Here is a 21,591-nt window from a genome sequence, read left to right as displayed (position 1 = left end):
AAGCGAGCACTTTTTGTGTACTTTAGTTTTTAGACTGTTATCCTACAATTTATCCTTAATACTTTTTACAACGGCTTTGTAATACTTGATTTTGTTTTCATCATCAACGATCTTTACTTTAACGTCATTGGCGGCTAAAAGCTGTATTTTGTCTGCCGAATCTTTTACATATTTCTTAGGAATATAATAATAAATCTGATTTTTGATAAAGGTATTCTTCTTGTAAAACTTGTTTCTTGCTCGATAGGTTAAAAGCCACCATAGGTCGATCTCGACAAAATCCAAGGAGAGACCGAAAATATGTAGATCATTTGTGAAGAACAGATCAACCCATGATTGTAAAACCATTTGTCTGCCTGTTTGTAATCTTCTAATAAGGGATGTTTTATATACTTTTGTGCTCGGGGCATAATTTGGTCCATTGACAACATACTCACGCATTTTTTGTAATTGTCCGCAATAATGTTCATAGCCAAGGTTAATAGAAAACGGATTATTGCAATCTCCGTGAATATGCCAGTAGTTTTTGTTTAAAGATTGATATTGTCTAAATACACTATAGGTCGTTTCATTCACTAAACTTGTTTTTATTTTCGGATGTATGCCTTCTAGACTGAAATCATAATTGGTTGTCATGATATTTTGAATAGGTAATGTTCTGATCAATTCATGGATTTCATTTTGTTGTATGGCAGAAACGGCATCTGCAATGAAAGTTTTAAGTTCTTTTTCATCCACATGCTTTTGTTTTATGGCATTCAGGAATATCTCTTCGTAAAGCATAGGGAATGGTTTTTGACCATTTTCTAAGGATTGAACATGGTATTTTTTTTTAATGCTCATTAACAGATCATTCCAACTTGTTCCCTTGTTGATATTGTTGATGTCATTGCCAATAAGCAGTGCTATATGAGTCATAGTTTTTAAGGGTCTTGATAATCGCTTGGTTACTGCATTTTATTAAATCTAATATCGTTATTTTCTTCTAATCTATATTCAGCGACGCATATTTTATTGCACTGTAAGATTTTCATCCAAGATGGTATTTGCCTAAGCATTTAGCGTGTTCTAAATTTTTTAATTGAGCCATATGAGGAATGTACGATGGGTTGATTGTGGTATTTTTACTGTATTTAATGCATCAATAATTTAATGTAAAATTTTATATTTCCTATATATGTCCAATATGGTCAGTTTAATTTTAGATTTTTAATCGGTCATTTTTATATAACCATTATTGCGTTTTTAAAACTTATTGATGATCGAATTACAAGAAATTTTAATCTGTAAATACTATTTGCTATTAACAACTATTTCGTAAGGTAGCTGGTGTCATTTATTTAATTTATGATTTATAAATCAATAATATAGTTTTATGTATTAATATTAAGTTTGATTTATTAGTTGTTTAGTATTCTAATGTTTCATTTATTTCAGTTTTACTCATATCGAAAAGCTACTTAATAAAAGTATGAAGAACGATCTCTCGTTGTTTCTTTTAAAGGTCATTTTTGTCATTTAAAAGTCTCAATAAAACTATTTATGATTTTTTAAGTCAAAAGGTCAATTTATATTTTAATATTTGTATTACTTCGAAACGTAATAAATATTATGGCGACATACAAATGCCTTCAATATCTTATAATATTCGAAACTGCATAGTGATTCATCGTTTTCACAAATGGTGTTAATGTGCTTTTATTTCTTATTTAATCTTTCAATTATTTTTCAATGATTAGAGAAAAAGCAATCAGGTTGGCAATTCAGGTCACTTTTATATTATTCATTTCGGTTTTTTCCGGTTGTAGTGATTTTGAATATAGTCCAAATCAGATTTTTAGTAAAAATTCATATCGCGATCTCAACGCAATCAATTTAAATAAGTTGGGGGATGGTCAGCAAGATGATACTGTCCGGTTTATAATAACAGGAGATACGCAGCGGTCACATAATGAAACAGTAAATTTTTATAAGAAAGTAAATACGATGACAGGGATTGATTTTGTGATTGTGGCTGGCGATATAACTGAGTTTGGTAATCTTAAAGAAATGCAATGGGTTGCCGAAAACCTTACTAAGCTGAATAGACCATTTCTTGCGGTTATTGGCAACCATGATCTTACTTCACGTGGCAGAGATGCATTTCAGCATATGTATGGAAAGCTCAATTATTCTTTTGTATATGGGGGAGTTAAATTTATCTGTCATGATACGAACAGTAGGGAGTATAATTTTAATGGTCAGGTACCTAATATACCCTGGCTTAAAAAGGAGCTAGAGCCACAGCCTCATGTAGAGAGTTATGTGGCTATTTCTCATGTTCCACCTACTTCTCCAGATTTTGATCAAAATCTGGAATACGATTATGCTTCAACATTTAGCAACGCCGGAGGTTTTCTCACATCCTTTCATGCTCATAATCATGTTTTTGAGGAGTTTACTGTTGGAAACTTTGAAACACCTTTTGTGGTCACGAGTGCAATTGGAAAAAATGAATTTTTATTAGTCGAAATTGTAAATAATAAACTGAGCTTTGAACAAATATCTTTTTAAATTAAGCATACTAGTCCTTTTTTTAATTGGCACAGTCAATCCGAGTAATGCACAGAAAAAGAACTTTTTAATCCCAGATGTGGCAATTATTCAATATGCTGGAAGCATTGGTTATATAAGTGTTGGCGCAGGATATGATATTTTTAAAAATAAGAGAGGTAACATTGATTTTAATTATGGTTATGTACCTGTTTCTAAGGGAGGAGAGCTACATTCGATAACCGCAAAATTTGCTTACAAGCCTTTTGAAATTAAGTTAAATAATTGGGGGAAATTGTATCCGCTTAATCCAGGTGTATTTCTCAGTTATACTTTTCATGATGATTTATCATTTAAATTTAATTCATCGGAATATCCATCCGGTTATTATTATTGGTCTCCTGCTTTGAGACCTCACATCTCATTATCTAATGAAATTGAACTCAATATGAATAAAATATGGAAGGAAATCGGAATAGAAAAGATTGGAATTTATACTGAATTCAATTCAAATGACTATTATATTATTAATTATTTTCAGAATATAAAAGCACTTTCTCTTGCTGATGTTTTTCAGCTTGGGGTAGGTATACGATTTAAGTTTTAATCTTTTAAACTAAAAAAGGATTGTTTCTGAATATTTTAGTAGGTGTTTTCAGTCGTTTTTATGTTGGTGTCGCTATTAGATTATAAAATCTCAGATACTTTTTTTAAGTTTAATTCATGAAGAAAGTAATTTTGGTTTTGGGTGCGCCAAATGATGAAAGGGGAAATCTGAGTCAAATTGCAACTGACAGACTTAATTGTGTATTTGAACTCTGCAGGTATAATGATTCCTGCCAGATTTTATGTTCAGGCGGATTTGGAGGTTTTAATCCTACAGATCTTCCACATGCAACATACAGCAAAGCATATCTCGTTTCAAAAGGAATCCCAAATCATTTTTTTTTACCTTTTGCCCTTTCGGCGCATTCAGTTGATGATATTAGGAAGGCTTTACCAATATTGGAGGAAGAAAGACCAGACCTGGTGATGTTAGTCACCTCAGATTTTCACATGGAGCGTATAAAAATTTTATGGGATATTATAGCACCTAAGCGATTTCCGATTATTTTTATCCCTGCAGTTTCAAGCTTGGATACACAGCAATTAGTGATGCTTGAGGAACATGAAAGGAACGCTATTAAGGCTTTAGAGAAAAATAATTTTAAAATATATTAGTCTAAAATTAAGGGATTAAGCCATTTCTATTTTTATGGGAAATTTATAGTCCCAGTTCATTTAATATTTGTCGATAATTATTAATAAAAAGCTTGGTCAATTTAAACTGTTCTGTTTCTTCATAATGCGTTAATTCAAGTCCGCTATCTGTTACTTTATATATTTCTGAATCGGGATAGGATAATAAAATAGGGGAATGTGTTGCAATAATAAATTGAGAGTTTTGATCGACCAATTCTTTTATCCGAATCATCATATTGAGTTGACTGTCAAATGAAAGTGCTGATTCTGGTTCGTCAAAAATATAAAACCCTTTTCCTGATAATCTATTATGCATCAGTGCTAAGAAGCTTTCTCCATGTGAACATTGATGTAATGATTGACCATATGCTTCTTCTAATTTCGCTTGATCGCCTTCGTAAAGGTTATCTATTTCACTGGCAACATTAAAAAAACTCTCCGCTCTTAAGAAATAACCGTCTCTAAAGCGGTATGGACCTCTGATCAGTTTAATGTCCTCATAAAGGCTCGAATGTGATTCTTTCGTTGAAAAGTTAAAATTTAAGCTTCCACCTTCGGCATTAAATCCTGACTTAATCGCAATTGATTCGATAAAAGTAGATTTTCCTGATCCGTTGTCTCCTACGATAAAAGTGACTGGGCTACGGAAAGTAAGCTTATCTAAACTGTGGATGGATGGAATGTTGTATGGGTAAGATATACGATCCACATGTGGCTTAGTATTTTCAACACTTTTTAGGTATAACATATTGATCAATCATATAAAAACAAATATTAAGTTAGTGCTAATGCGAATTAATCTCTTTTCCCTTTGATATAAGCATACACTGCTTGTGCATGACCATGTCCTAGCTGATAATCTTCTTTTAACCAATTGATAATCTGATTAGCTTTTATTTCAGCTTTAATTTTATTGTTTTCTATAAATCCTTTTTGGGTTGCTAAGTCTATAAATGCTTCGGGACTTACTCCGGTTTTTTCTTCAATATTCTTTAGGTATGTGTGAAAAGACATGCTATTAAATTTAATTTTCGGTTTCTAATTACTGGTACATTTATCAACTAGCTTTTTTATATTTTGCTGTTGGATCTGTATTATATCGCAGCTAAAATTATACCACAATTTTGCCTTTTTTTAAAAAATAAGCATTGATTTTCTATCGGAGATTAACGATACTTTATTTTTTTATGCAGGAAGTATCGTTTGCACAGGTTTACTAATAGGGGATGAGAATCTAGGAGTAGTATCCTCTTTTATGAATCGAAATAGTATCATATATTTTCTAAAGCTTACATAAAATAAAGCAGGGTGAATTAATACGCTTGTAATATGTGGTATATACTTGTTTTGAGAAAATATTGAAAAAAAAGAAAATCTTCCAATCCACTCATAAAAAGTTGTCGTATATAAATTCATAAACTAAAAAATTATACACTAAAAACGAATATGTTATGGAAAAAATGTCATCTCAAAAAGAGTGTTTAGTAGAAGGAAACGAACATCTCGATAAAAAAGACCTTCGGAGAAGGGATTTCTTAAAATTTACCGGTGCAGGCGTGGCAAGTCTTGCCCTACTTGGGGTAACTGGTTGTAAAAAGGACCGCCATGATGAAGATATGGGGGCAGATGGTTTTTATTTTGGCAGTGGTGACATCGCTATTTTAAATTATGCCTACGCACTTGAGCAACTTGAAGCGGCTTTTTATATTCAGGTTGTAAATAGTCCATACTCTGGTATATCAGATTTGGAAAAGACTTACTTAACAGATATCAGAGATCATGAGGTTGCGCATCGCGAATTCTTTAAAAAAGCTTTAGGTGGGAAAGCTATTTCAAATTTAGAATTTAATCTTTCCGGTATTAACTTTTCAAGTAGAGAAAGTGTGCTTAGCACCGCCAAAACATTTGAAGATCTGGGTGTCTCTGCCTATAATGGTGCTGGATGGCTGATCAAAGATGTCAACTATCTTGCCTTAGCAGGTAAAATTGTATCTGTTGAAGCTAGGCATGCTGCATTGATCAGAGATTTGATCGATAACGGAAGTTTTGCGAATATGGAAGTTATTGATTCAAATGGTTTAGATGTTGCTAAAAGCCCCACAATGGTACTTCAGGCGGCTTCCCCATTTATCAAATCTAAAATTGATGTAAAGGATTTACCTACTTATTAACCTTCTAAATCTTATTGTTATGAATCTATTAAATGTTTTTGACGAAATAAATAATGTTGATCCAGAATTCACTGATCGCATTAGTCCACGCAGAGAAGTTATTCGAAATATGACTTCTTTTGGAAAAAAGGTTACTTTGGCCGCATTACCCTTCCTTATAAGTGATCTTTTTAAGAAAGCTTATGGCGCGACAGCTCCTACAGATGTTAATGGTGTGTTGAATTATGCGTTAACGTTGGAATATCTTGAAGCGGAATATTATACTAAAGGGGTTGCTGCCCCCAATCTAATTCCTTCAGGTAGACCTTTGGGAGCTATTACAACCATTCGTGATCATGAAAATGCGCATGTTAAATTTCTTAAGCAGGTATTAGGGGATAAGGCAGTTTCTAAACCTACTTTTGATTTTACAGCTGGAGGTACCTTTGGAAATGTTTTTAGTGATTATGATACATTCTTAGCTCTTGCTCAAGCTTTTGAAGATACTGGTGTCCGTGCATATAAGGGACAGGCAGGTATTTTGCTCGGAAATAAAGTTGTGCTAACCGCCGCTTTACAGATACATTCGGTAGAGGCTCGTCATGCTTCGCATATACGTCAGATGCGTAGAGCAAGAGGGGGTGCTGCTGCAAATCAAAAACCTTGGATAACAGGTGCAAATGATAGTGGAATTGGTGCTGTTGTAGATCCAGTTTATATGGGGGAAGATAATAAAGTTCAAGCAAATGTTGATATTACAACTTTGAAAGGTGTTACAGGTAATTTATCTTTGGCTGCGGCTACTCAATCTTTTGATGAGCCTTTAGGAGCTGAGGCTGTTCTTAATATTGCAAGTCTGTTTATTAAAAATTAGTGTATAATGCTTTGAAGTGAGGCTCCTTGTTTGTTATGAACAGGGAGCTTTTTTTGATACTATTTTCAGTGCTCTGAAGTGAGAAACTTAACAGATATGAGGTTTAATGTATTGGTTATGATTTTTTCTGGTGCCGCTTTTTTGCCTTGTATAAATTCATAAAAATTGTATTTTTCAATTTGATTCTTAAAACATTTTATTCTAATTATTTGTTTAACTATAAAAACATTACAAATCAGATTAAATGCTATCTTGTGCTGGATGTAACTTATTATGTAGCGATCGAATCAGTTAGGATATTTCACAAAAAATATCTGATAAAAACTTAGTTAAGCTAGAAGGATATGTCTTTAAATAGTTTATTTCATAGGTTCACTCAATAAGTATTTGTAAGAATTCTTTTAAAAGATGTGTTTTTGATTTGATTAAGCTTAATACATTTTGTTTTATTAAATGACTATGCAATTTTTACCTGTTAATCAGAACCTATTACTGCAATTGCAAATTAGAGGTTACAATATATTAGCCTCTGCGCAAGGTATTGATCATGAAAATCCAAGTTACTATCCAATCCAAGTTTCTGATGTATGGGATTATCTCGTTCGCTTGGACTATACTTCTGGAATTGGGGAACCAGCACTAATTGTTATCGAAGATGCCCTTAGGAATATTAAAGAGCAACATTTTGATGGAGCTGTTTTTGTTGATTTTGAAGTTGACTAGACTAAGAAAAAAGAAATCATTAATTTAAAATGGTATTAAATTAATGATTTCTAATACTGCATGTTTCAAAATGATATTTGAATACGCAGGTTTTAGTAGCTGAATTTTTTTATTCCTCTATAAGAACATGCCACCTGAAATTTCGATTCGCTGTGCATTGATCCATCTTGCGTCATCTGTGCACATGAAAGCAACTACACCTCCGATGTCGTCTGGAAGTCCTACTCTTCCCAGTGCTGTTTGTGAAGCAATTGCTTCGTTAATTTGTTCATTGTCTCGTACTAAACCATTTCCGAAATCAGTTTCAATTGCTCCTGGTGCAATTATATTGGATCTAATACCTCTTACTCCTAATTCTTTTGCCTGATATTTAGTTAAAGTTTCCATTGCTCCCTTCATTGCTGCATATGCCGCATAGCCGGGGGTAGCGAAACGAGCTAAGCCTGACGATACATTGATAATAGCACCGCCGTCACGTAGCAGTGGCAAAGCTTTTTGCGTTAGAAAGAAGGCTCCCTTAAAATGAATGTTTACCAAGTTGTCAAATTGTTCTTCAGTCGTTTCTGCAAAAGAAGCATGGATACCGATACCTGCGTTATTGATTAGAAAGTCAAACTTATCGGTATTAAATACCGATACAAGTGTCGATTGGATATCAGTGAAAAAGCTGTCAAAGGTTTTGCTGTCCGCAACGTTAAGTTGTAAAGCCACAGCATTTACACCTAAGTTTTTAAGTTCTAGTACGGTGTTTTCTGCCTCAATTTTTTGTGACTGATAGGTTAAGATGATATCAATTCCTTTTGATGCGATTTTGAGAGCGGTATTTTTTCCTAGTCCACGGCTACCACCGGTTACAAGTGCAATTTTATTTTTTGTTTCCATTTGTTCCTTTTTTTATTGAAAACAAAGTTAAATGACAAATGTTGATTAAAATGGTGACAGTTTAAGTATTATATCGCTATCTTATTAACTTCGGATGATAATGATTGGAAATAATCTACCCGATATTGCTTTGGAGTTTTTCCTGAAAAACGCTTAAAGAATTTGGTGAAGTTGGAGGGGTCATAGGTTAATGTGCGCGCAATTTCGGCAATTGACATATCGCTATTTTGTAAGAGTGATTTTGATATTTCTGTTAATCTATTTTCCATGAAATAGCAAGGTGAATACCCTGTTGCGGATTTGATTGTATTGCTGAGGTGAATAGGGTGAATGTAAAGCAAAGCTGCAAAATCTCTAATCTCAAACATTTGATCCTTTTTGCCCGATAATATATCTGTCAGATGGTTATCTACTTCTCTTAAAAAATCAGCAGTTATTTCATGTTGACGGCTTAAAAACTTTTTTGGAATTTTCATGTCTTCGAAAATGTAATTTTAATAAAAGTATCCCTTATTTTCTGTTTTAAAATAATAAAAGTACTGTTGAGCTCGAATGTAAATTTTGCTAATCTAAATGTAGCAATAAAAATTTTTTTTTATGTATGTTTGTAATTACTTAGATCTTTTTAAGATAGCGTCAAATTTATTGACTTTTCACGTTGTTGTTAATGGTCTTAAATGAGTTGTGAAAAGTAAAAATAATTAGAAAATTGTTATATTGATCTGCTTACTAAGGTGGATTATAGGATTACATATCAAACTTAAAATTTCCATCAGTAACTTGTTTCTCTCGAAAAATGAAAAATTAAACTAGTTAATGAAAAATGAATATTAATTTAAGTGATTATAAGCTAGAGCGGATAGCCCCATCTCAATGGCAAGATTATAAGTTAATCAGACTTGAGGCTTTAAAGACAAATCCTGAATTATTTGGTAGTTCATATGCAAAAGAAGTATTGTATAGTCAGGATGATTGGATTGCTTTACTGGAAAATGATGCACGGGCAATTTTTGCTTTATATCATTTTGATTTATTGATTGGTTTAAGTGGTGTAGTGCTGAATAGAGATAATCAATCTGAGGCCATTTTAATTTCTTCGTTCATCAAAGAGGCTTATCGTGGCAGAGGACTTTCTCAATTATTCTTTCAAGCACGAATTGAATGGGCTAGGCAAAAGGAGTGTGCTCAGGTTATTGTATCACATCGGGCGGGTAATGAAGCTTCAAAAGCGGCGAATCAGCGATGTGGTTTTGTGTATACTTATTCAAAAGAATCACGATGGCCGGATGGTTTATTGGCTGAGGAATTGATGTATTGCTTATGGCTATAAATGTAAATAATCGATAATAGTGATTTGTGATCTTTGGATTGGTTTATAATTTTTAGGTTTATATTTCATCTCCAAGTTTTGAAAATTTGTTTCTGTACTCTATTGGGGTTAAGCCTGTTATTTTTTTGAAAATATCTCTAAACGCTTTTGTATCGGTATAACCTACGTTAAACATAACTTCGGAGACATTCTTTCGTGAGGCTTCAAAATGATTTTTTGCAGCTTCTATGCGTACGCGTTGCATGTATTCGATAGGTGTATTGTTTGTAGCATCTTTAAATCTTCTTTCAAACGTTCTACGACCAATATTGATGAGTTTTGCTAAATCTTCTACAGTAATCTTTTCTTCGTAATTTTTTTCTATATAATCCTGTACTTTCTGGATATCAGTGTGGTTATGGTTTCTTTGACCTCTAAAAATTGCAAATTGAGACTGGTTATCTCTTCCGATATCCAATGCAAAATATTTTGATATCATGACAGCTGTTTCTCGATCTGAATATTTTTCGACCAGATACAGTATTAAATTCCATAAACTGTTTGCACCGCCACTACTATAGATATTCTCGTGTTCGGTGATCACAGCTCCATCTTCGATCTCGACTGCAGGGTATCTTTGTTTAAACTCGTTTATGTATGCCCAGTGGGTGGAACACTTTTTTCCATCTAATAATCCTGTTTCTGCTAGTAAAAAAGCTCCTACACATAAGCTTGCAAGGCTTGTTCCTTTTAAATGAAGTTTTCTGAAATAGGGTAAAGCCTCTTCATTTGCTTTTATCCCTTTATCCATATCTCCAAATGTTGGAGGGATAATGAGGAGGTCTGTTTTAGTAACTTCAGATAATAAGCGGTTTGTTTTTATGGTATACTCTCCGTTATTTGCGGTGATATATTCATTTAAGCCAACATATTCGACATTGAAAATGGGTCTCTTGCCAAAGAAGGTAAGAAATTCATTGGCGGTTTGAAAAGTACGAAATGCGGGTGTAATGCCTTCTATTGTACCATGTTGTGGGACGAAAATGGAAATTTGCATATCTCTTAATTTAGTTAGATAAATGTACAAATAGTTTTTGTCGTTATCCACCCCTATAGTTGTCGTTTTTACAACATGTGACATTTTGAAATGATCTCCATCTTTGTATAAGCATTATAAACATAAAGAAAAGAGGAATGATACAATCAACAAAAATTAACGTTACAGCAATAGTAAATGCTCCCATCGAGATCGTATGGGACGCTTGGAATACACCTAGTGATATCATGCAATGGAATAGTGCAGATCCAAATTGGCACTGTCCTGCAAGTGAAAATGATGTCCGGGTAAATGGAAAATTTAAAAATAGAATGGAAGCTAAAGATGGTAGTTTTGGCTTTGATTTTGAAGGTATTTATGATAAGGTCGAATTGTTTAAGGAGTTGGCTTACAGCATGAATGATGGAAGAAAGGTACGTACCGTATTTACGGAAAAGGATGGTAAAACAACTCTTTCGACAGTTTTTGATGCGGAGAGCGAAAATGAGGTTGAAGTTCAAAAACAAGGATGGCAAGCCATCTTGAATAGTTTTGTAAAATATGTAGAATCAAAAAATTATTAATTCCTAAAATTTAATGTCATGAAAAAGAATACAGTTTCCTTACATCGTATTATTCAGGCCAGTCCTGAAAAAGTGTTTCGTGCTTTTGCTGATCCAATAGCACATGCCACCTGGTTACCTCCTTATGGTTTTATATGTACAGTGCAACAAATGGACTTTAAAGTAGGTGGTAACTTTAAAATGACTTTTATAAATTTCAGCACTGGCAACGGGCACTCTTTTGGTGGAGAATATTTAGAGATTTTACCGAATGAATCAATTAAATATAGTGATCGTTTTGATGATCCTAATCTTCCGGGAGAAATGATAACGACAGTTTCACTGAATAAGGTGTCCTGTGGTACTGAACTTCAAATTGTGCAAGAAAATATTCCAGATGTAATACCTGTTGAAATGTGCTATTTAGGTTGGCAGGAATCATTAGATAAAATGAAGAGATTGGTTGAACCTGAAATACCTGATGCATAATTTATAGCAATATGTTATTTCAGAGAACCGATAAAATGATGAATGGTGTTTTTATTACATTTTCAGGAAATTGTAAGAAAGCACTTCAATTTTACCAAACTTGTTTTGGTGGTAGGTTGTATTTTGAAGCATTTAAAAATGAGATGAATAACTATCCGGAGTCACCTATAGTTATTGGCTCATTAATTTCTGATATGATTGTAATTCATGGTTCAGATTTGGTACATAATGAAGGTCGTCAGGTCGGAAATTATTTATCTATATTTCTGCATTGTAATGATGCGGGAGATCGCAAATTATTAATTCATAAATTGAAAGTTAATAGAAAGATTACTTATACTCCAGATGAAATTAAACAAAGCTTGATTGAAATAACGGATGCATTTGATGTGCGTTGGATATTGGCTATTTAGAAGATAGGTTCTAATTTATTCGTATTGCAAAAATGAAAAAAGGTTAACTTAAAATTTAAGATAGCCTTTTTTATTGAGTAGTGTTTTCAAGTATTTTGTAAAATAATTGAAATTATATGGTTTGTAGGCATGTTAATTTATCCATCCAAATTTTGATAGAAATGCATCTGTCATGAAAGAGTAAGAAATAATAATATCTGTCAATGTTATTGCAATTAAGTTGCAATAGTTATTACCTTTAATACATCATCCCACAAAAGTAATTGTTGGATGGTGTATTAAAGGTTTATTATGAAAGAAAATAGAATTTATGATGTCATCATTATTGGAGGTAGCTATGCAGGTCTTTCTGCAGCCATGGCACTAGGACGTTCTTTGCGAGATGTGTTGGTAATTGATAGTGGAATTCCGTGCAATCGACAGACGCCACATTCCCATAATTTCTTGACACAAGATGGTAAGACACCCTTGGAGATTGCTACCATAGCAAAGCAACAGGTTGAGCAATATGAAAGCATTATTTTTGAAAATGGTGTCGTGACAGATGGTAGGTTTGCGTCAGAAGGTTTTGAGATCTGTACTGAAGAAGGGAATATTTACATCGGTAGGAAACTTATTTTTGCAACTGGAGTTAAGGATATTTTTCCTGATATAAAGGGTTTTTCTGCGTGCTGGGGGATTTCAGTTATTCATTGCCCTTACTGTCACGGTTATGAATTTAAACATCAAAAAACCGGTATTATTGGAAAAGGGGATAAGGCAATCCATCTATCTTCATTAGTTCATAATCTCACTGATCAATTACAGGTTTTGACAAGAGGTGACGCAAATTTTGAAGAAGAACAAAAAGATAAATTAGCTAAAAATCAAATTGGTATAATTGAAACTGAAATAGTAGAAATTGTTCATAAAGACGGATATGTTAAGCAATTGGTGTTTGATGATGGTCGAACAGAAACTTTTGATGCTGTGTATGCTCCAGTTCCCTTCGTGCAGCATTTAGACCTGCCGGTGAGTTTGGGATGTGAGCTTACTGAGGCTGGGCATATCAAAGTTGATAGTTTTCAGAAAACCAATATTCCAGGTGTTTTTGCCTGTGGTGACTCCACCACAATGATGCGCTCCGTAGCAAGTGCTGTAAGTACTGGAAATACAGCTGGAGCGATGGTCAATATGGAATTAACACAGGAAGAGTTTTGATGATGAATCTTAAAGGACGATTTACTTTAACCAAATAATTGGGTGTAAACTATTTTATTCTCTTATTTGTTTATAATAATAAAACTATGTCTAGATTGTTCGTCATTACTTCTTTTATATTTCTCACTTTTGTTGCATGCCAACCAAATACCTCTCATCAGAGGCCAGCTGTGAAAGACAAGTCTCAGGATACCGAATTGCATCGGCAGTCCGGAATTACTTTTTTAGAGGGAGGTCTTACTCATAAAATGGAGAAAAAATCAGGTATTACAGACACTATTTTTATATCTGTCCATAAACCGGATTCCGCTCATATTATACTTGAAAGTCCAACCAATACGGCAAATATCCGTATTGGTCAGCTTTTTTCTCCAAACGGGAGTGCTGATGGTCCATTCGGAAAAGTCCTGGAATATCGATTTAAAGACACAGGCCAATATTATATTACGGTTAGTGAGAATCTTATGGTTGGTGATCATTATAACGGAGCTTATCAGGTGCGAATTATAAATGGGCTGTCAAAATAAGATCTTTACTTTAAATGGCGTGGCCAATAGTTGATTATTGTTAGTATTAGTCCAGCTTTTTATCTTACCATATGCTTTCGTTTTGTATTATAGCAATTAAGAAAGTTTCACTAATATTGTGTCAAAATCTATAATTTATTGACGGCTATAAAACAATTGGCAGGACAAACCCTGTGGTATGGTGTAAGTAACATTGGAGCAAAATTTCTAAACTATTTACTGACACCTATTCTTACTTACCTGATGATAGATTCTTCAGGTGTACGAGATTATGGTGGTTACAGTTTATTGTATTCTTGGATTGCTGTAGCCAACATTATATTTACCTATGGTTTTGAAACGGGGTATTTTCGTTTTTCAAATACACAAGGTGTAGACCGACACTCACTTTTTCAAACAGCGTTTGGTTCAATATTGCTCAGTACCGCATTACTCATTACGTTTATTTCTTTTTTTACTGTTCCAATTAACAATTTTATGAAGCTTGATGGACATCCAGAATACATTTTGTGGTGTCTTTATCTGGTTGGATTAGATGCAATAACTGCTATTCCATTTGCTAAACTACGACAGGAAAACCGTCCCAAAAGATACGCTTTTGTAAAATTATCTGGTATTATTATCAATATACTGTTTACTTTATTTTTCTTAATATGGTTGCCCAAATATGCGGTGCATCATCCGGATGATGCTATTGTACATTGGTTCATTAATAATAACCGGATAGGGTTTTTAATCTTAGCAAATGTGCTCCAAAATCTCTTTGTATTCTTATTATTATTTTCAGAATGGAAGAGTTTTAGGTTTAAGATAAATTTCAGTCTTTGGAAACAGCTTTTTAAATATTGCGCTCCTATGATTTTTATTGGGTTAGCGGGCATGATAAACGAAGTAATGGATCGGCAAATGCTGGCGAAATTGCTGCCACAGGATGTCGATGCGCAAAGTGTCGTTGGGATTTATTCAGCAAACTATAAATTAGCGATCTTTATTACGTTATTTATACAAGCATTTAAAATGGCTGCAGAACCATTTTTCTTCAATAAATCCAAAGACAAAAATGCACCAGCTCTGTATGCAAATGTGATGAAATGGTTTGTAATCACACTTTCTTTAGCTTTTCTTTTTTCTGCTTTATATCTTGACGTCTGGAAATATATGGTCGGGGCTTCCTATCGTTCCGGTTTGGGCATCGTACCGATACTTTTATGTGCTAACATATGCTTGGGAATATATTACAATCTTTCAGTATGGTATAAACTGACTGATCGGATGCGTATAGGTTTGTATATCACGATATTTGGTTCTGTTATTACGCTCGTTGGTAATTATTTTTTTATTCCCTATTGGGGCATGTATGCAGCCGCATGGACTACCTTGATCTGTTATGCGAGCATGATGTTAGTGACTTATTTCATTGGTCAAAATTATTACTATATACCCTATCCTGTAAAAAAAATAGGAATATATCTATTGGCAATGTTGCTATGTTTCTTTATGAAAAGGAGCATTGATGTATATTCCGATTCTTGGACTCAAGATATGCAACTTTTATTACGTATTCCTGTTGCTTTTATTCTGATGATACTTTATGTTTTTTTTATAGTAAAAATGGAGAGGAAGGAATTAAAAAATATACCATTAATAGGCAAGTATATTTAATCTGGTAATTATTAGCCAGACTCACTATTCACAAAAATTTATAATTTGTTAGTCCCAATAAAAAATCGAGACTAACATGTATCATTAAATGATATGAGCAGGTTTTGTTTAGAACGACCAGTTACAAGATTTTGCGGCAAAGAAGAATACCGCTAACCAAATTAAACCTTTAAAAAGGAAAAAGAGAAAAGCGCCTACGCCTAAGCGTTTTAACCATTTTGTTTTATCATTTTTTTGCTCCATTCGTAAATATAAACAATAATGCTGTGTTTTAGTTTACATTTACAATTGGGGAAAATACGTTTCCAAAATTGTAGAAAGTTTGATTTGCCTTCTCTGTCGCAAGCTCATAACTTGCAGGATCTTCGGCATGTTTATTTAAGACAGTCGTAAATCCTGCCCACATTTCACGACTGTTTTCACCATACCCTTCAAAAAACGAAGTGCCTTTAGTGATTCCATATTTATTCAGCATCTGCACAATGTATGGCCCCCCCATAATGGATCCCTCAAGAACATAAAGTGAGCTTAGGGCTTCTAACACATTGTTAACTAGAGGAGCATTAGCTTCTGGAAGATTTTCTACACTTCCGCCCAATGCTTCGATATCTTTTTTTATATAAGAAGAATTACGACGATCTGCTAGATCGGGCAAAATATCCGAAGTTACAAAAGGTGCAATACGATCTTCAACAGCACGGAAATAGGCATAAAAACCTTTTAGAACCTTTGCGTAATCTGCATCTGAACGAATACTTTTTAATTGACGTACGATTGTACCTTCTACGTTTTGGTGAGCAGCATGTGTTTGCTCTTTAATATGTTGACTAAGCATTTTTCTAGTATTTAGTTATAATTATTCTATACAAATATTCGTATTTATTTTAAAACCTTTATGCTGTATAATGATTTATCATCTATGAAAAACGATCTGAATTAAATTGTACATAATTTTTTTAGTTTTTTAATTGAAAATTTGTTTTAAACAGCAGATTCTCACCTATTGTTTCTGGCCAAAAGACGAAAGGAGGATTATCTTTAATATTATCAACACCTTTTTCCAGCTTAGAGTCTGTAATAGAAACAATGTCTTGCAGTGTAGATGCTAGCCAAGGCTCCTTCGGATTACCTATATGTAGGTCTGTTTTTGGGGTGGCTAGGGAAATATCGACAGACATTCCATCAAAATAGTCCGACCAACCATTAGCATTACGAATCAGGAATGATGCAAAATAAATGTCGAAAGCATCAATTTTAAGAGAGAAAAATCCTACTGGCTTTCCAAAAGTTTTCTGACCAATAAGTCTCACCGGAAAGTAAGGTTTAAAACTACTAATAAGAAGTTCACTAGCTGATGCGGTACGTCCGGATACAATAAATGATAAGTGTTGTAATGTGTTGAATACTCCTTTCTTGACGAAATAATGTGTATTGGCTTTTTCACTATAGTCTACATCGGCCAAAGTTGCGGAACGGCCTTTATATTGTACAGGATTTCCATTTGCATCTAAATAGGGTTGTTTACCTAAAAGAGTAGCCTTGCCATTTTGGACATTCGGATGAAATTGTTCACTGAACATGATTTTCCCATCCAGTTTTTGAGGTACAATCAAATTGGCCAAATATTCCGCTGTCTCAACATATCCGCCGCCATTGTGACGAAGATCTAAAATCAGATGAGTTACTTGTTTATTCGAAAGCTCTTTAAAAAGTCTATCGAGTTCTGTCTTAACGATAGCTAATTCGGGAAATGAAGCAATGTAAAGGTAGGCTATGTATTTTTTACCTGAAGTCCAATAGGACAGGTGTGTAGCATATTTATATTGGTGCTCCATGCTTGCAAGATGCCCGCTACTTTTTTTTGTGTTTCTACGGCGCTCAAGATACGAATATTTGGGTTTTCCTTCAATTGGAGACCATTCATATGGTTTGCCATTATGGGCCAATGAGTATTGACTTATTGCGAAAAGCTCACGTTCATAAGCAGTCTGTTCGGGACTAATGCTTCCAAACTTCTTACGAGGAGTAAAATCTGTATAGGAGGGAAGTGATTCCTGCCACCGGTATAATTGTTGAGCATACAAAAAAATTGAATCGAGAATCAGTTCTTTTTTTGTTCCAATGTCAGGACTTAGCCTCTCATCTTGTGTTATAGTTTTATTTCCATGGTCTCTACAGGCACTTAAGAGTAATAATAAACAAATACCAATAGGAGCGGCATGACCCAATAGTTTCATTTGTTTCCTAATAAATTTAGTTGATTTGCCCATATATTTACTTAAATGATTCTTTTACGCCAAATAGACTTTATACTACTGATGTTGAATCCGCTTGAGAATCAATTGATTTAATTTTGCTGTCCCACTGGCTATAAATGAGAAGTTAATCAATCTTTAGTTTTTTTTAACTTTATTTTTCCTTTTAAATTTCTATTTTTGTACCAATTTATTTAATATTGATGCTTCCACATCTTTGGATGCTCAAAGATCCCAAAGGCGACCTCCTTTGGGATTTTTTTGTTACGGCAATATTGGTCTTTCAGTTTTTATCGGTTCACTTGATAAGCTTGATAGAAAGATAATGATATTTTCCTGCTCTTTACTGCTGAGTCTTAAATTCTGTATATGTGGTGATAATATGCCATTAATCTGCTGATCAGTCTTTTGAGGCATTCCTTGGCTTAGTAAGTTGACTAATTCACTCAAAGTAGCAATACTACCATTGTGCATATATGGTGCAGTATTTGAAATGTTCCGTAATCCGGGTGTACGAAACTTACCTTTGTCAATTTCTAATTTAGAAGACTCAAAACGTCCGTTGTCCAATGCACCTTTGTTCGTTACGGCATATCCGAGATTGTGAAAATCTAAGTCTGTAAAATACGGGCCGTTGTGACAATTAATACACTTTCCTTTCGTACGAAATAGATGCAACCCTTCCAATTGTTGGTCATTTAAAGCTTTATATTCACCTTGGACAAACCGATCAAATGCGGTTTGTCCACTATTAATGGATCTAGAATAAGCAGCAATTGCATCAAGTAACCCCTCTATTGTCATATTCTTATTATTATAAGCCGATTCATATAGATCTACATAACCAGGTATGGACATTAGTTTGGAAGATAAAGAACTCGTATTTCCACCCATTTCAATTGGAGAATTGATAGCTTCTGCGATTTGTTCACGATAGGTTTTCGCACGCCCATCGTGAAAGAGATTCCCTTCCAAGTACCAGACATTTTCCATGGATGGTGTGTTACGGTGATGTAAAGCTATACCATCAGCTGTTGTTTTCTGATCGATCCAGTAGGTGTCCGGATTATGGCACGAAGCACAGGTCTTCAAGCCATTACCTGTACGGGGATCAAAAAAAAGCGCTTTTCCCAAAGCAATAAGCTCAACCTTATCATTTGAAGGATTTTTGGGCAATGCTGCTAGTTCTCGTATCTCAATATTTTTATACCATTCTGCGACTGGCCACTGTGCGCTACTTTTACTGTATTTTTCTCGTAGCGTTTCTTCTGGGGTAGGTGTAATTGTCGGCTCCTCCGGCGATGACTTACCCTTACTACAGCTGTATAAAAAAGTGGTTAGTAAAGTTGCAAGGATTACCTGTTTTGGCAAGTATAAGTTCATTAACAACATCAAAAAAGCTTTATTATAAGATGTTAATTTAATGTAATGGACTGTTCGTATTCAGTCATTACTTTGTCAGATTTATCTATTATTTTCAATCTTGTTAACTGGTTACCTTGTATAGTTGTTGGTATCGGTATTGTAACAGTCATTTTTGCTACGTCAAATATTGCATTGTTTAATTTGTAGGTGTTGTTGAGGTTATCAATAGCAATAAAATGATCAAAATCTGCTTTGAAGAATAATTCATAAATTGATTTATTTGCAATCGGCATCACCAGATTTTCTCCTTTTTTTACGGTGTAGTTGCCCAATTTGATTAAGTTGTAGAACTCGGGTAACAATACATCGAAGGGATCAGTTAATACAGTATAACGACCCGATACCAATTTCAGGCGATATGTGCCAGGCTTAAGATCATCTGGACGAGTAAAATTAACTGCGAAAGTGCTTGGGGGCTGGTTAAAAGAAAGTAAGGTTTCTTTACCATCATTATCTACGATATACCCTTTAGTTTGAGCTTCGTTTGGTATAATGTTTTCTCCAACTAAAACAAATGGGTTTGTTCCTGGTAAATAGAGACGATAAGGCGAAAGGAAGTTAATTTTCACCTGTAATAAGGGTTGGTTGACTTGAAAAGATAATGTATAGTTTTTGCTGGAACCATCCTGTGCTCTTACGGTATAGATAATGGGTTTGTCAGACTTTAATTGTATTGGCGTACCCGAAGCAGGAGTCACAGTGGCTAGGTCAGAAATCTTTACGGTCGGTGTGATGCTTTCTGGTTGGTCCACCAGCGGTGGCCAGTATAGGATAATACGGTCTTCCACAATACTTGCCGACAAGGTCTTGCCCGAGGCATCTTTGATGCTAAACGATTCGATTTCGTTATATGGTAGATTGGGGGTTTCTTTTTTGCAAGACCAAGATACCATAGTCAGCATGAAAATAGCCAACAATTGGAATGTACGTATTTGTTTTTTAGATATTGAAAGTAGCATGATTTTTTTTTATAAAAAGATATCGCAACCCATTCACCGGTTGCGACATCTTTTAAGAAATTATTGTTGTTTAAAGCGCTTTATATTCGATATTAGCATCGGCCTTTACCTGCAATTGACCAGCAACTGTTTGTTGACCTACATTGCTGAAGTTATTGAGTTTTACGGCATATAAGGCACCTGAAGAATTACCTACCAAAACAGTTAATGGTTGAATTGCCTCATTTGCATTGGTTGATAAATCGTAATCATACCAAGTACCACTTCCTAGTGATGTTACTGGTGTAGCGGTACTCCAATTGGATGCAGAAACAGCCGAGATGTCCGCAGCTACTGTTCTGATTTCATAACCAGCATTGGCTTTGATCGATCCGTTGACATGGCTAAAGAATGCAACCTGTCCACTGTTACCTAGACTTTGAGAACCTGTTGTAAAATCTACATAAACAGCAGGCCAGTTTGCTGCATTTCTTGGACTCCACCATTGACCATTGATCGTCAAGCTCGTATTCGCTTTTGTCTGAGTAAGTGCCAAAGGCGCTGTTACTTGTTCTGTTGTTGGCGCTGCTGCCCATACCGCTGCCGATAGCACTGTTACGGCCATTGCCGATTGTAAGATTGTTTTAATGTTTAATTTCATGTTGACCTCCTGTTTTTTATTTATTTAATATTGATGCCACCTTGGCATACTGTGAATGCATGTTATTACTATTTAAACCATATGTTTGAAAAATACATTTTAATAATATAAAGTTTTTTATAAAACTTTATATTCAATGTTTAGATCAGTTTTCATTTGAATTTGGCCATTAACTATTTTTTGTTGTATATCATTGAAGCTATTTAGAGTTAATGCATACAACGCTCCAGAACTGTTGCCAACCATTACAGTAATTGGTTGAATTGGTAGGATGCTAATTGTTGATAAATCAAATTCATACCACTCGTTTTTTTCTAGTGATGTTACTACATTAGCAGCAGACCAATCAGATGCCGAAACAGCCGACATGTCTGCCATTACTGTTCTAATTTCGAAACCTGCATTGGCACGAATAGTTGCATTGACAAAACGGGATAATATGATTTGTCCACCATTACTTAAGCTTTGGTTACCTGTAGTAAGATCTAAATAAATAACAGGCCAGTTTGCAACATCTGAAGGAGTCCACCATTGACCTATTACGGTGAAGTTGGTATTTGCTTTTGTTTGAGTAAGAGGCAAAGCAGCTGTAGCCTGTTCTGTTTTTGGAGTTGTTGCCCACACTGTTGCCGAAAGCACTGTTACAGCCATTGCTGATTGTAAGATTGTTTTAATGTTTAATTTCACGTTGACCTCCTGTTTTTTATTTT

At 34.4% G+C, this 21,591-nt stretch carries 25 protein-coding genes; 13 read left to right on the top strand and 12 right to left on the bottom strand.

Annotated features, from left to right (window positions below; translation table 11 throughout):
- Nucleotides 1–42 precede the first annotated feature (42 nt).
- Nucleotides 43–918 carry an SIR2 family protein gene (locus tag EDF66_RS11860; protein WP_021187864.1) on the bottom strand — a complete coding sequence of 292 codons (876 nt, stop codon included), beginning with the start codon at nt 916–918 and terminating at the stop codon, nt 43–45.
- A gap of 813 nt (nt 919–1,731) precedes the next feature.
- Between EDF66_RS11860 and EDF66_RS11855 the strand changes: the two genes are divergently transcribed.
- The 3 genes from EDF66_RS11855 (at nt 1,732) to EDF66_RS11845 (ending at nt 3,753) form a co-directional block, all read left to right on the top strand.
- On the top strand, nt 1,732–2,553 hold the full coding sequence (locus EDF66_RS11855; protein WP_132842856.1) for a metallophosphoesterase family protein: 822 nt from the start codon (nt 1,732–1,734) through the stop codon (nt 2,551–2,553).
- Complete coding sequence (locus EDF66_RS11850) at nt 2,534–3,139, top strand: hypothetical protein (RefSeq protein WP_243656038.1); 606 nt, start codon at nt 2,534–2,536, stop codon at nt 3,137–3,139. The genes EDF66_RS11855 and EDF66_RS11850 overlap by 20 nt, the downstream gene beginning before the upstream one ends.
- A 116-nt stretch (nt 3,140–3,255) precedes the next feature.
- The gene (locus EDF66_RS11845) at nt 3,256–3,753 is read left to right on the top strand and encodes a YdcF family protein (RefSeq protein ID WP_132842855.1); all 498 of its coding nucleotides are present in this window, start codon (nt 3,256–3,258) and stop codon (nt 3,751–3,753) included.
- Between the two features lie 43 nt (nt 3,754–3,796).
- Here the strand turns inward: EDF66_RS11845 and EDF66_RS11840 are convergent, their stop codons facing one another.
- Both EDF66_RS11840 and EDF66_RS11835 read right to left on the bottom strand, forming a co-directional pair.
- Entirely contained in the window at nt 3,797–4,522 is a 726-nt protein-coding gene (locus EDF66_RS11840) for an AAA family ATPase (protein ID WP_132842853.1), read from the bottom strand.
- 47 nt (nt 4,523–4,569) lie between these two features.
- The gene (locus EDF66_RS11835; protein WP_021187858.1) at nt 4,570–4,788 is read right to left on the bottom strand and encodes a DUF4287 domain-containing protein; all 219 of its coding nucleotides are present in this window, start codon (nt 4,786–4,788) and stop codon (nt 4,570–4,572) included.
- Between the two features lie 437 nt (nt 4,789–5,225).
- On the opposite strand from EDF66_RS11835, the gene EDF66_RS11830 reads away from it, so the two are divergent.
- From EDF66_RS11830 to EDF66_RS11820, 3 genes are all read left to right on the top strand, one after another.
- Complete coding sequence (locus EDF66_RS11830) at nt 5,226–5,945, top strand: ferritin-like domain-containing protein (protein ID WP_132842851.1); 720 nt, start codon at nt 5,226–5,228, stop codon at nt 5,943–5,945.
- Between the two features lie 19 nt (nt 5,946–5,964).
- On the top strand, nt 5,965–6,798 hold the full coding sequence (locus tag EDF66_RS11825; protein WP_132770882.1) for a ferritin-like domain-containing protein: 834 nt from the start codon (nt 5,965–5,967) through the stop codon (nt 6,796–6,798).
- A gap of 453 nt (nt 6,799–7,251) precedes the next feature.
- Nucleotides 7,252–7,521: a hypothetical protein gene (locus EDF66_RS11820; RefSeq protein WP_031286882.1), complete on the top strand. Its 270-nt coding sequence runs from the start codon at nt 7,252–7,254 to the stop codon at nt 7,519–7,521.
- Between the two features lie 117 nt (nt 7,522–7,638).
- On the opposite strand, the gene EDF66_RS11815 is transcribed toward EDF66_RS11820, so the two are convergent.
- Nucleotides 7,639–8,403 (bottom strand): SDR family NAD(P)-dependent oxidoreductase, encoded by a 765-nt coding sequence (locus EDF66_RS11815; RefSeq protein WP_132842850.1) that lies wholly within the window; start codon nt 8,401–8,403, stop codon nt 7,639–7,641.
- A gap of 68 nt (nt 8,404–8,471) precedes the next feature.
- Nucleotides 8,472–8,879 carry a helix-turn-helix domain-containing protein gene (locus EDF66_RS11810; protein ID WP_132770880.1) on the bottom strand — a complete coding sequence of 136 codons (408 nt, stop codon included), beginning with the start codon at nt 8,877–8,879 and terminating at the stop codon, nt 8,472–8,474.
- A gap of 347 nt (nt 8,880–9,226) precedes the next feature.
- Between EDF66_RS11810 and EDF66_RS11805 the strand changes: the two genes are divergently transcribed.
- Nucleotides 9,227–9,733, top strand: coding sequence for a GNAT family N-acetyltransferase (locus EDF66_RS11805; protein ID WP_132842848.1), 507 nt, complete (start codon nt 9,227–9,229; stop codon nt 9,731–9,733).
- A gap of 58 nt (nt 9,734–9,791) precedes the next feature.
- Here EDF66_RS11805 and EDF66_RS11800 read toward each other — a convergent pair whose 3' ends face one another.
- Nucleotides 9,792–10,769, bottom strand: coding sequence for a GlxA family transcriptional regulator (locus EDF66_RS11800; RefSeq protein WP_031286881.1), 978 nt, complete (start codon nt 10,767–10,769; stop codon nt 9,792–9,794).
- A gap of 137 nt (nt 10,770–10,906) precedes the next feature.
- Between EDF66_RS11800 and EDF66_RS11795 the strand changes: the two genes are divergently transcribed.
- The 6 genes from EDF66_RS11795 (at nt 10,907) to EDF66_RS11770 (ending at nt 15,602) form a co-directional block, all read left to right on the top strand.
- Nucleotides 10,907–11,332, top strand: a complete 426-nt coding sequence (locus EDF66_RS11795) for an SRPBCC family protein (RefSeq protein ID WP_132842847.1) — start codon at nt 10,907–10,909, stop codon at nt 11,330–11,332.
- An 18-nt stretch (nt 11,333–11,350) separates the two neighbouring features.
- Nucleotides 11,351–11,800 carry an SRPBCC family protein gene (locus EDF66_RS11790; protein WP_021187851.1) on the top strand — a complete coding sequence of 150 codons (450 nt, stop codon included), beginning with the start codon at nt 11,351–11,353 and terminating at the stop codon, nt 11,798–11,800.
- 11 nt (nt 11,801–11,811) lie between these two features.
- Complete coding sequence (locus EDF66_RS11785; RefSeq protein ID WP_132842846.1) at nt 11,812–12,213, top strand: glyoxalase; 402 nt, start codon at nt 11,812–11,814, stop codon at nt 12,211–12,213.
- A 291-nt stretch (nt 12,214–12,504) separates the two neighbouring features.
- A complete protein-coding gene (locus tag EDF66_RS11780; protein ID WP_132842844.1) occupies nt 12,505–13,413 on the top strand; it encodes an NAD(P)/FAD-dependent oxidoreductase in 909 nt (302 codons plus the stop codon).
- A gap of 86 nt (nt 13,414–13,499) precedes the next feature.
- Entirely contained in the window at nt 13,500–13,940 is a 441-nt protein-coding gene (locus EDF66_RS11775; protein WP_132842843.1) for a hypothetical protein, read from the top strand.
- Between the two features lie 156 nt (nt 13,941–14,096).
- The gene (locus EDF66_RS11770; RefSeq protein ID WP_207898616.1) at nt 14,097–15,602 is read left to right on the top strand and encodes a polysaccharide biosynthesis C-terminal domain-containing protein; all 1,506 of its coding nucleotides are present in this window, start codon (nt 14,097–14,099) and stop codon (nt 15,600–15,602) included.
- A gap of 271 nt (nt 15,603–15,873) precedes the next feature.
- On the opposite strand, the gene EDF66_RS11760 is transcribed toward EDF66_RS11770, so the two are convergent.
- The 6 genes from EDF66_RS11760 to EDF66_RS11735 all read right to left on the bottom strand — a co-directional run bounded on the left by EDF66_RS11760 (nt 15,874) and on the right by EDF66_RS11735 (nt 21,568).
- Nucleotides 15,874–16,437, bottom strand: a complete 564-nt coding sequence (locus EDF66_RS11760; RefSeq protein WP_132842840.1) for a biliverdin-producing heme oxygenase — start codon at nt 16,435–16,437, stop codon at nt 15,874–15,876.
- A 121-nt stretch (nt 16,438–16,558) separates the two neighbouring features.
- The gene (locus EDF66_RS11755; RefSeq protein WP_165902427.1) at nt 16,559–17,839 is read right to left on the bottom strand and encodes a S41 family peptidase; all 1,281 of its coding nucleotides are present in this window, start codon (nt 17,837–17,839) and stop codon (nt 16,559–16,561) included.
- 282 nt (nt 17,840–18,121) lie between these two features.
- Nucleotides 18,122–19,240, bottom strand: a complete 1,119-nt coding sequence (locus EDF66_RS11750; protein WP_132842838.1) for a cytochrome-c peroxidase — start codon at nt 19,238–19,240, stop codon at nt 18,122–18,124.
- Nucleotides 19,241–19,272: 32 nt separating this feature from the next.
- A complete protein-coding gene (locus tag EDF66_RS11745; RefSeq protein WP_132770870.1) occupies nt 19,273–20,241 on the bottom strand; it encodes a hypothetical protein in 969 nt (322 codons plus the stop codon).
- 70 nt (nt 20,242–20,311) lie between these two features.
- Nucleotides 20,312–20,881 (bottom strand): hypothetical protein, encoded by a 570-nt coding sequence (locus EDF66_RS11740; RefSeq protein WP_132770869.1) that lies wholly within the window; start codon nt 20,879–20,881, stop codon nt 20,312–20,314.
- A gap of 117 nt (nt 20,882–20,998) precedes the next feature.
- A complete protein-coding gene (locus tag EDF66_RS11735; protein WP_132842837.1) occupies nt 20,999–21,568 on the bottom strand; it encodes a hypothetical protein in 570 nt (189 codons plus the stop codon).
- Nucleotides 21,569–21,591: the final 23 nt, after the last annotated feature.

It is taken from the genome of Sphingobacterium sp. JUb20, from assembly GCF_004342035.1.
In the GTDB taxonomy this organism is placed as follows: domain Bacteria; phylum Bacteroidota; class Bacteroidia; order Sphingobacteriales; family Sphingobacteriaceae; genus Sphingobacterium; species Sphingobacterium anhuiense.
The sequence above is the reverse complement of the archived record's forward strand: the minus strand, read 5'-3'. Positions and strand labels throughout refer to the sequence as shown.

Bases quoted from the DNA above. Each gene is read 5' to 3' on its own strand.
- EDF66_RS11750 (WP_132842838.1), bottom strand. From the start codon at position 19,240: ATGAACTTATACTTGCCAAAACAGGTAATCCTTGCAACTTTACTAACC.
- EDF66_RS11800 (WP_031286881.1), bottom strand. From the start codon at position 10,769: ATGCAAATTTCCATTTTCGTCCCACAACATGGTACAATAGAAGGCATT.
- EDF66_RS11745 (WP_132770870.1), bottom strand. From the start codon at position 20,241: ATGCTACTTTCAATATCTAAAAAACAAATACGTACATTCCAATTGTTG.
- EDF66_RS11795 (WP_132842847.1), top strand. From the start codon at position 10,907: ATGATACAATCAACAAAAATTAACGTTACAGCAATAGTAAATGCTCCC.
- EDF66_RS11780 (WP_132842844.1), top strand. From the start codon at position 12,505: ATGAAAGAAAATAGAATTTATGATGTCATCATTATTGGAGGTAGCTAT.
- EDF66_RS11740 (WP_132770869.1), bottom strand. From the start codon at position 20,881: ATGAAATTAAACATTAAAACAATCTTACAATCGGCAATGGCCGTAACA.
- EDF66_RS11810 (WP_132770880.1), bottom strand. From the start codon at position 8,879: ATGAAAATTCCAAAAAAGTTTTTAAGCCGTCAACATGAAATAACTGCT.
- EDF66_RS11785 (WP_132842846.1), top strand. From the start codon at position 11,812: ATGTTATTTCAGAGAACCGATAAAATGATGAATGGTGTTTTTATTACA.
- EDF66_RS11825 (WP_132770882.1), top strand. From the start codon at position 5,965: ATGAATCTATTAAATGTTTTTGACGAAATAAATAATGTTGATCCAGAA.
- EDF66_RS11855 (WP_132842856.1), top strand. From the start codon at position 1,732: ATGATTAGAGAAAAAGCAATCAGGTTGGCAATTCAGGTCACTTTTATA.
- EDF66_RS11760 (WP_132842840.1), bottom strand. From the start codon at position 16,437: ATGCTTAGTCAACATATTAAAGAGCAAACACATGCTGCTCACCAAAAC.
- EDF66_RS11835 (WP_021187858.1), bottom strand. From the start codon at position 4,788: ATGTCTTTTCACACATACCTAAAGAATATTGAAGAAAAAACCGGAGTA.
- EDF66_RS11815 (WP_132842850.1), bottom strand. From the start codon at position 8,403: ATGGAAACAAAAAATAAAATTGCACTTGTAACCGGTGGTAGCCGTGGA.
- EDF66_RS11840 (WP_132842853.1), bottom strand. From the start codon at position 4,522: ATGTTATACCTAAAAAGTGTTGAAAATACTAAGCCACATGTGGATCGT.
- EDF66_RS11775 (WP_132842843.1), top strand. From the start codon at position 13,500: ATGTCTAGATTGTTCGTCATTACTTCTTTTATATTTCTCACTTTTGTT.
- EDF66_RS11830 (WP_132842851.1), top strand. From the start codon at position 5,226: ATGGAAAAAATGTCATCTCAAAAAGAGTGTTTAGTAGAAGGAAACGAA.
- EDF66_RS11805 (WP_132842848.1), top strand. From the start codon at position 9,227: ATGAATATTAATTTAAGTGATTATAAGCTAGAGCGGATAGCCCCATCT.
- EDF66_RS11755 (WP_165902427.1), bottom strand. From the start codon at position 17,839: ATGAAACTATTGGGTCATGCCGCTCCTATTGGTATTTGTTTATTATTA.
- EDF66_RS11790 (WP_021187851.1), top strand. From the start codon at position 11,351: ATGAAAAAGAATACAGTTTCCTTACATCGTATTATTCAGGCCAGTCCT.
- EDF66_RS11820 (WP_031286882.1), top strand. From the start codon at position 7,252: ATGACTATGCAATTTTTACCTGTTAATCAGAACCTATTACTGCAATTG.
- EDF66_RS11860 (WP_021187864.1), bottom strand. From the start codon at position 918: ATGACTCATATAGCACTGCTTATTGGCAATGACATCAACAATATCAAC.
- EDF66_RS11845 (WP_132842855.1), top strand. From the start codon at position 3,256: ATGAAGAAAGTAATTTTGGTTTTGGGTGCGCCAAATGATGAAAGGGGA.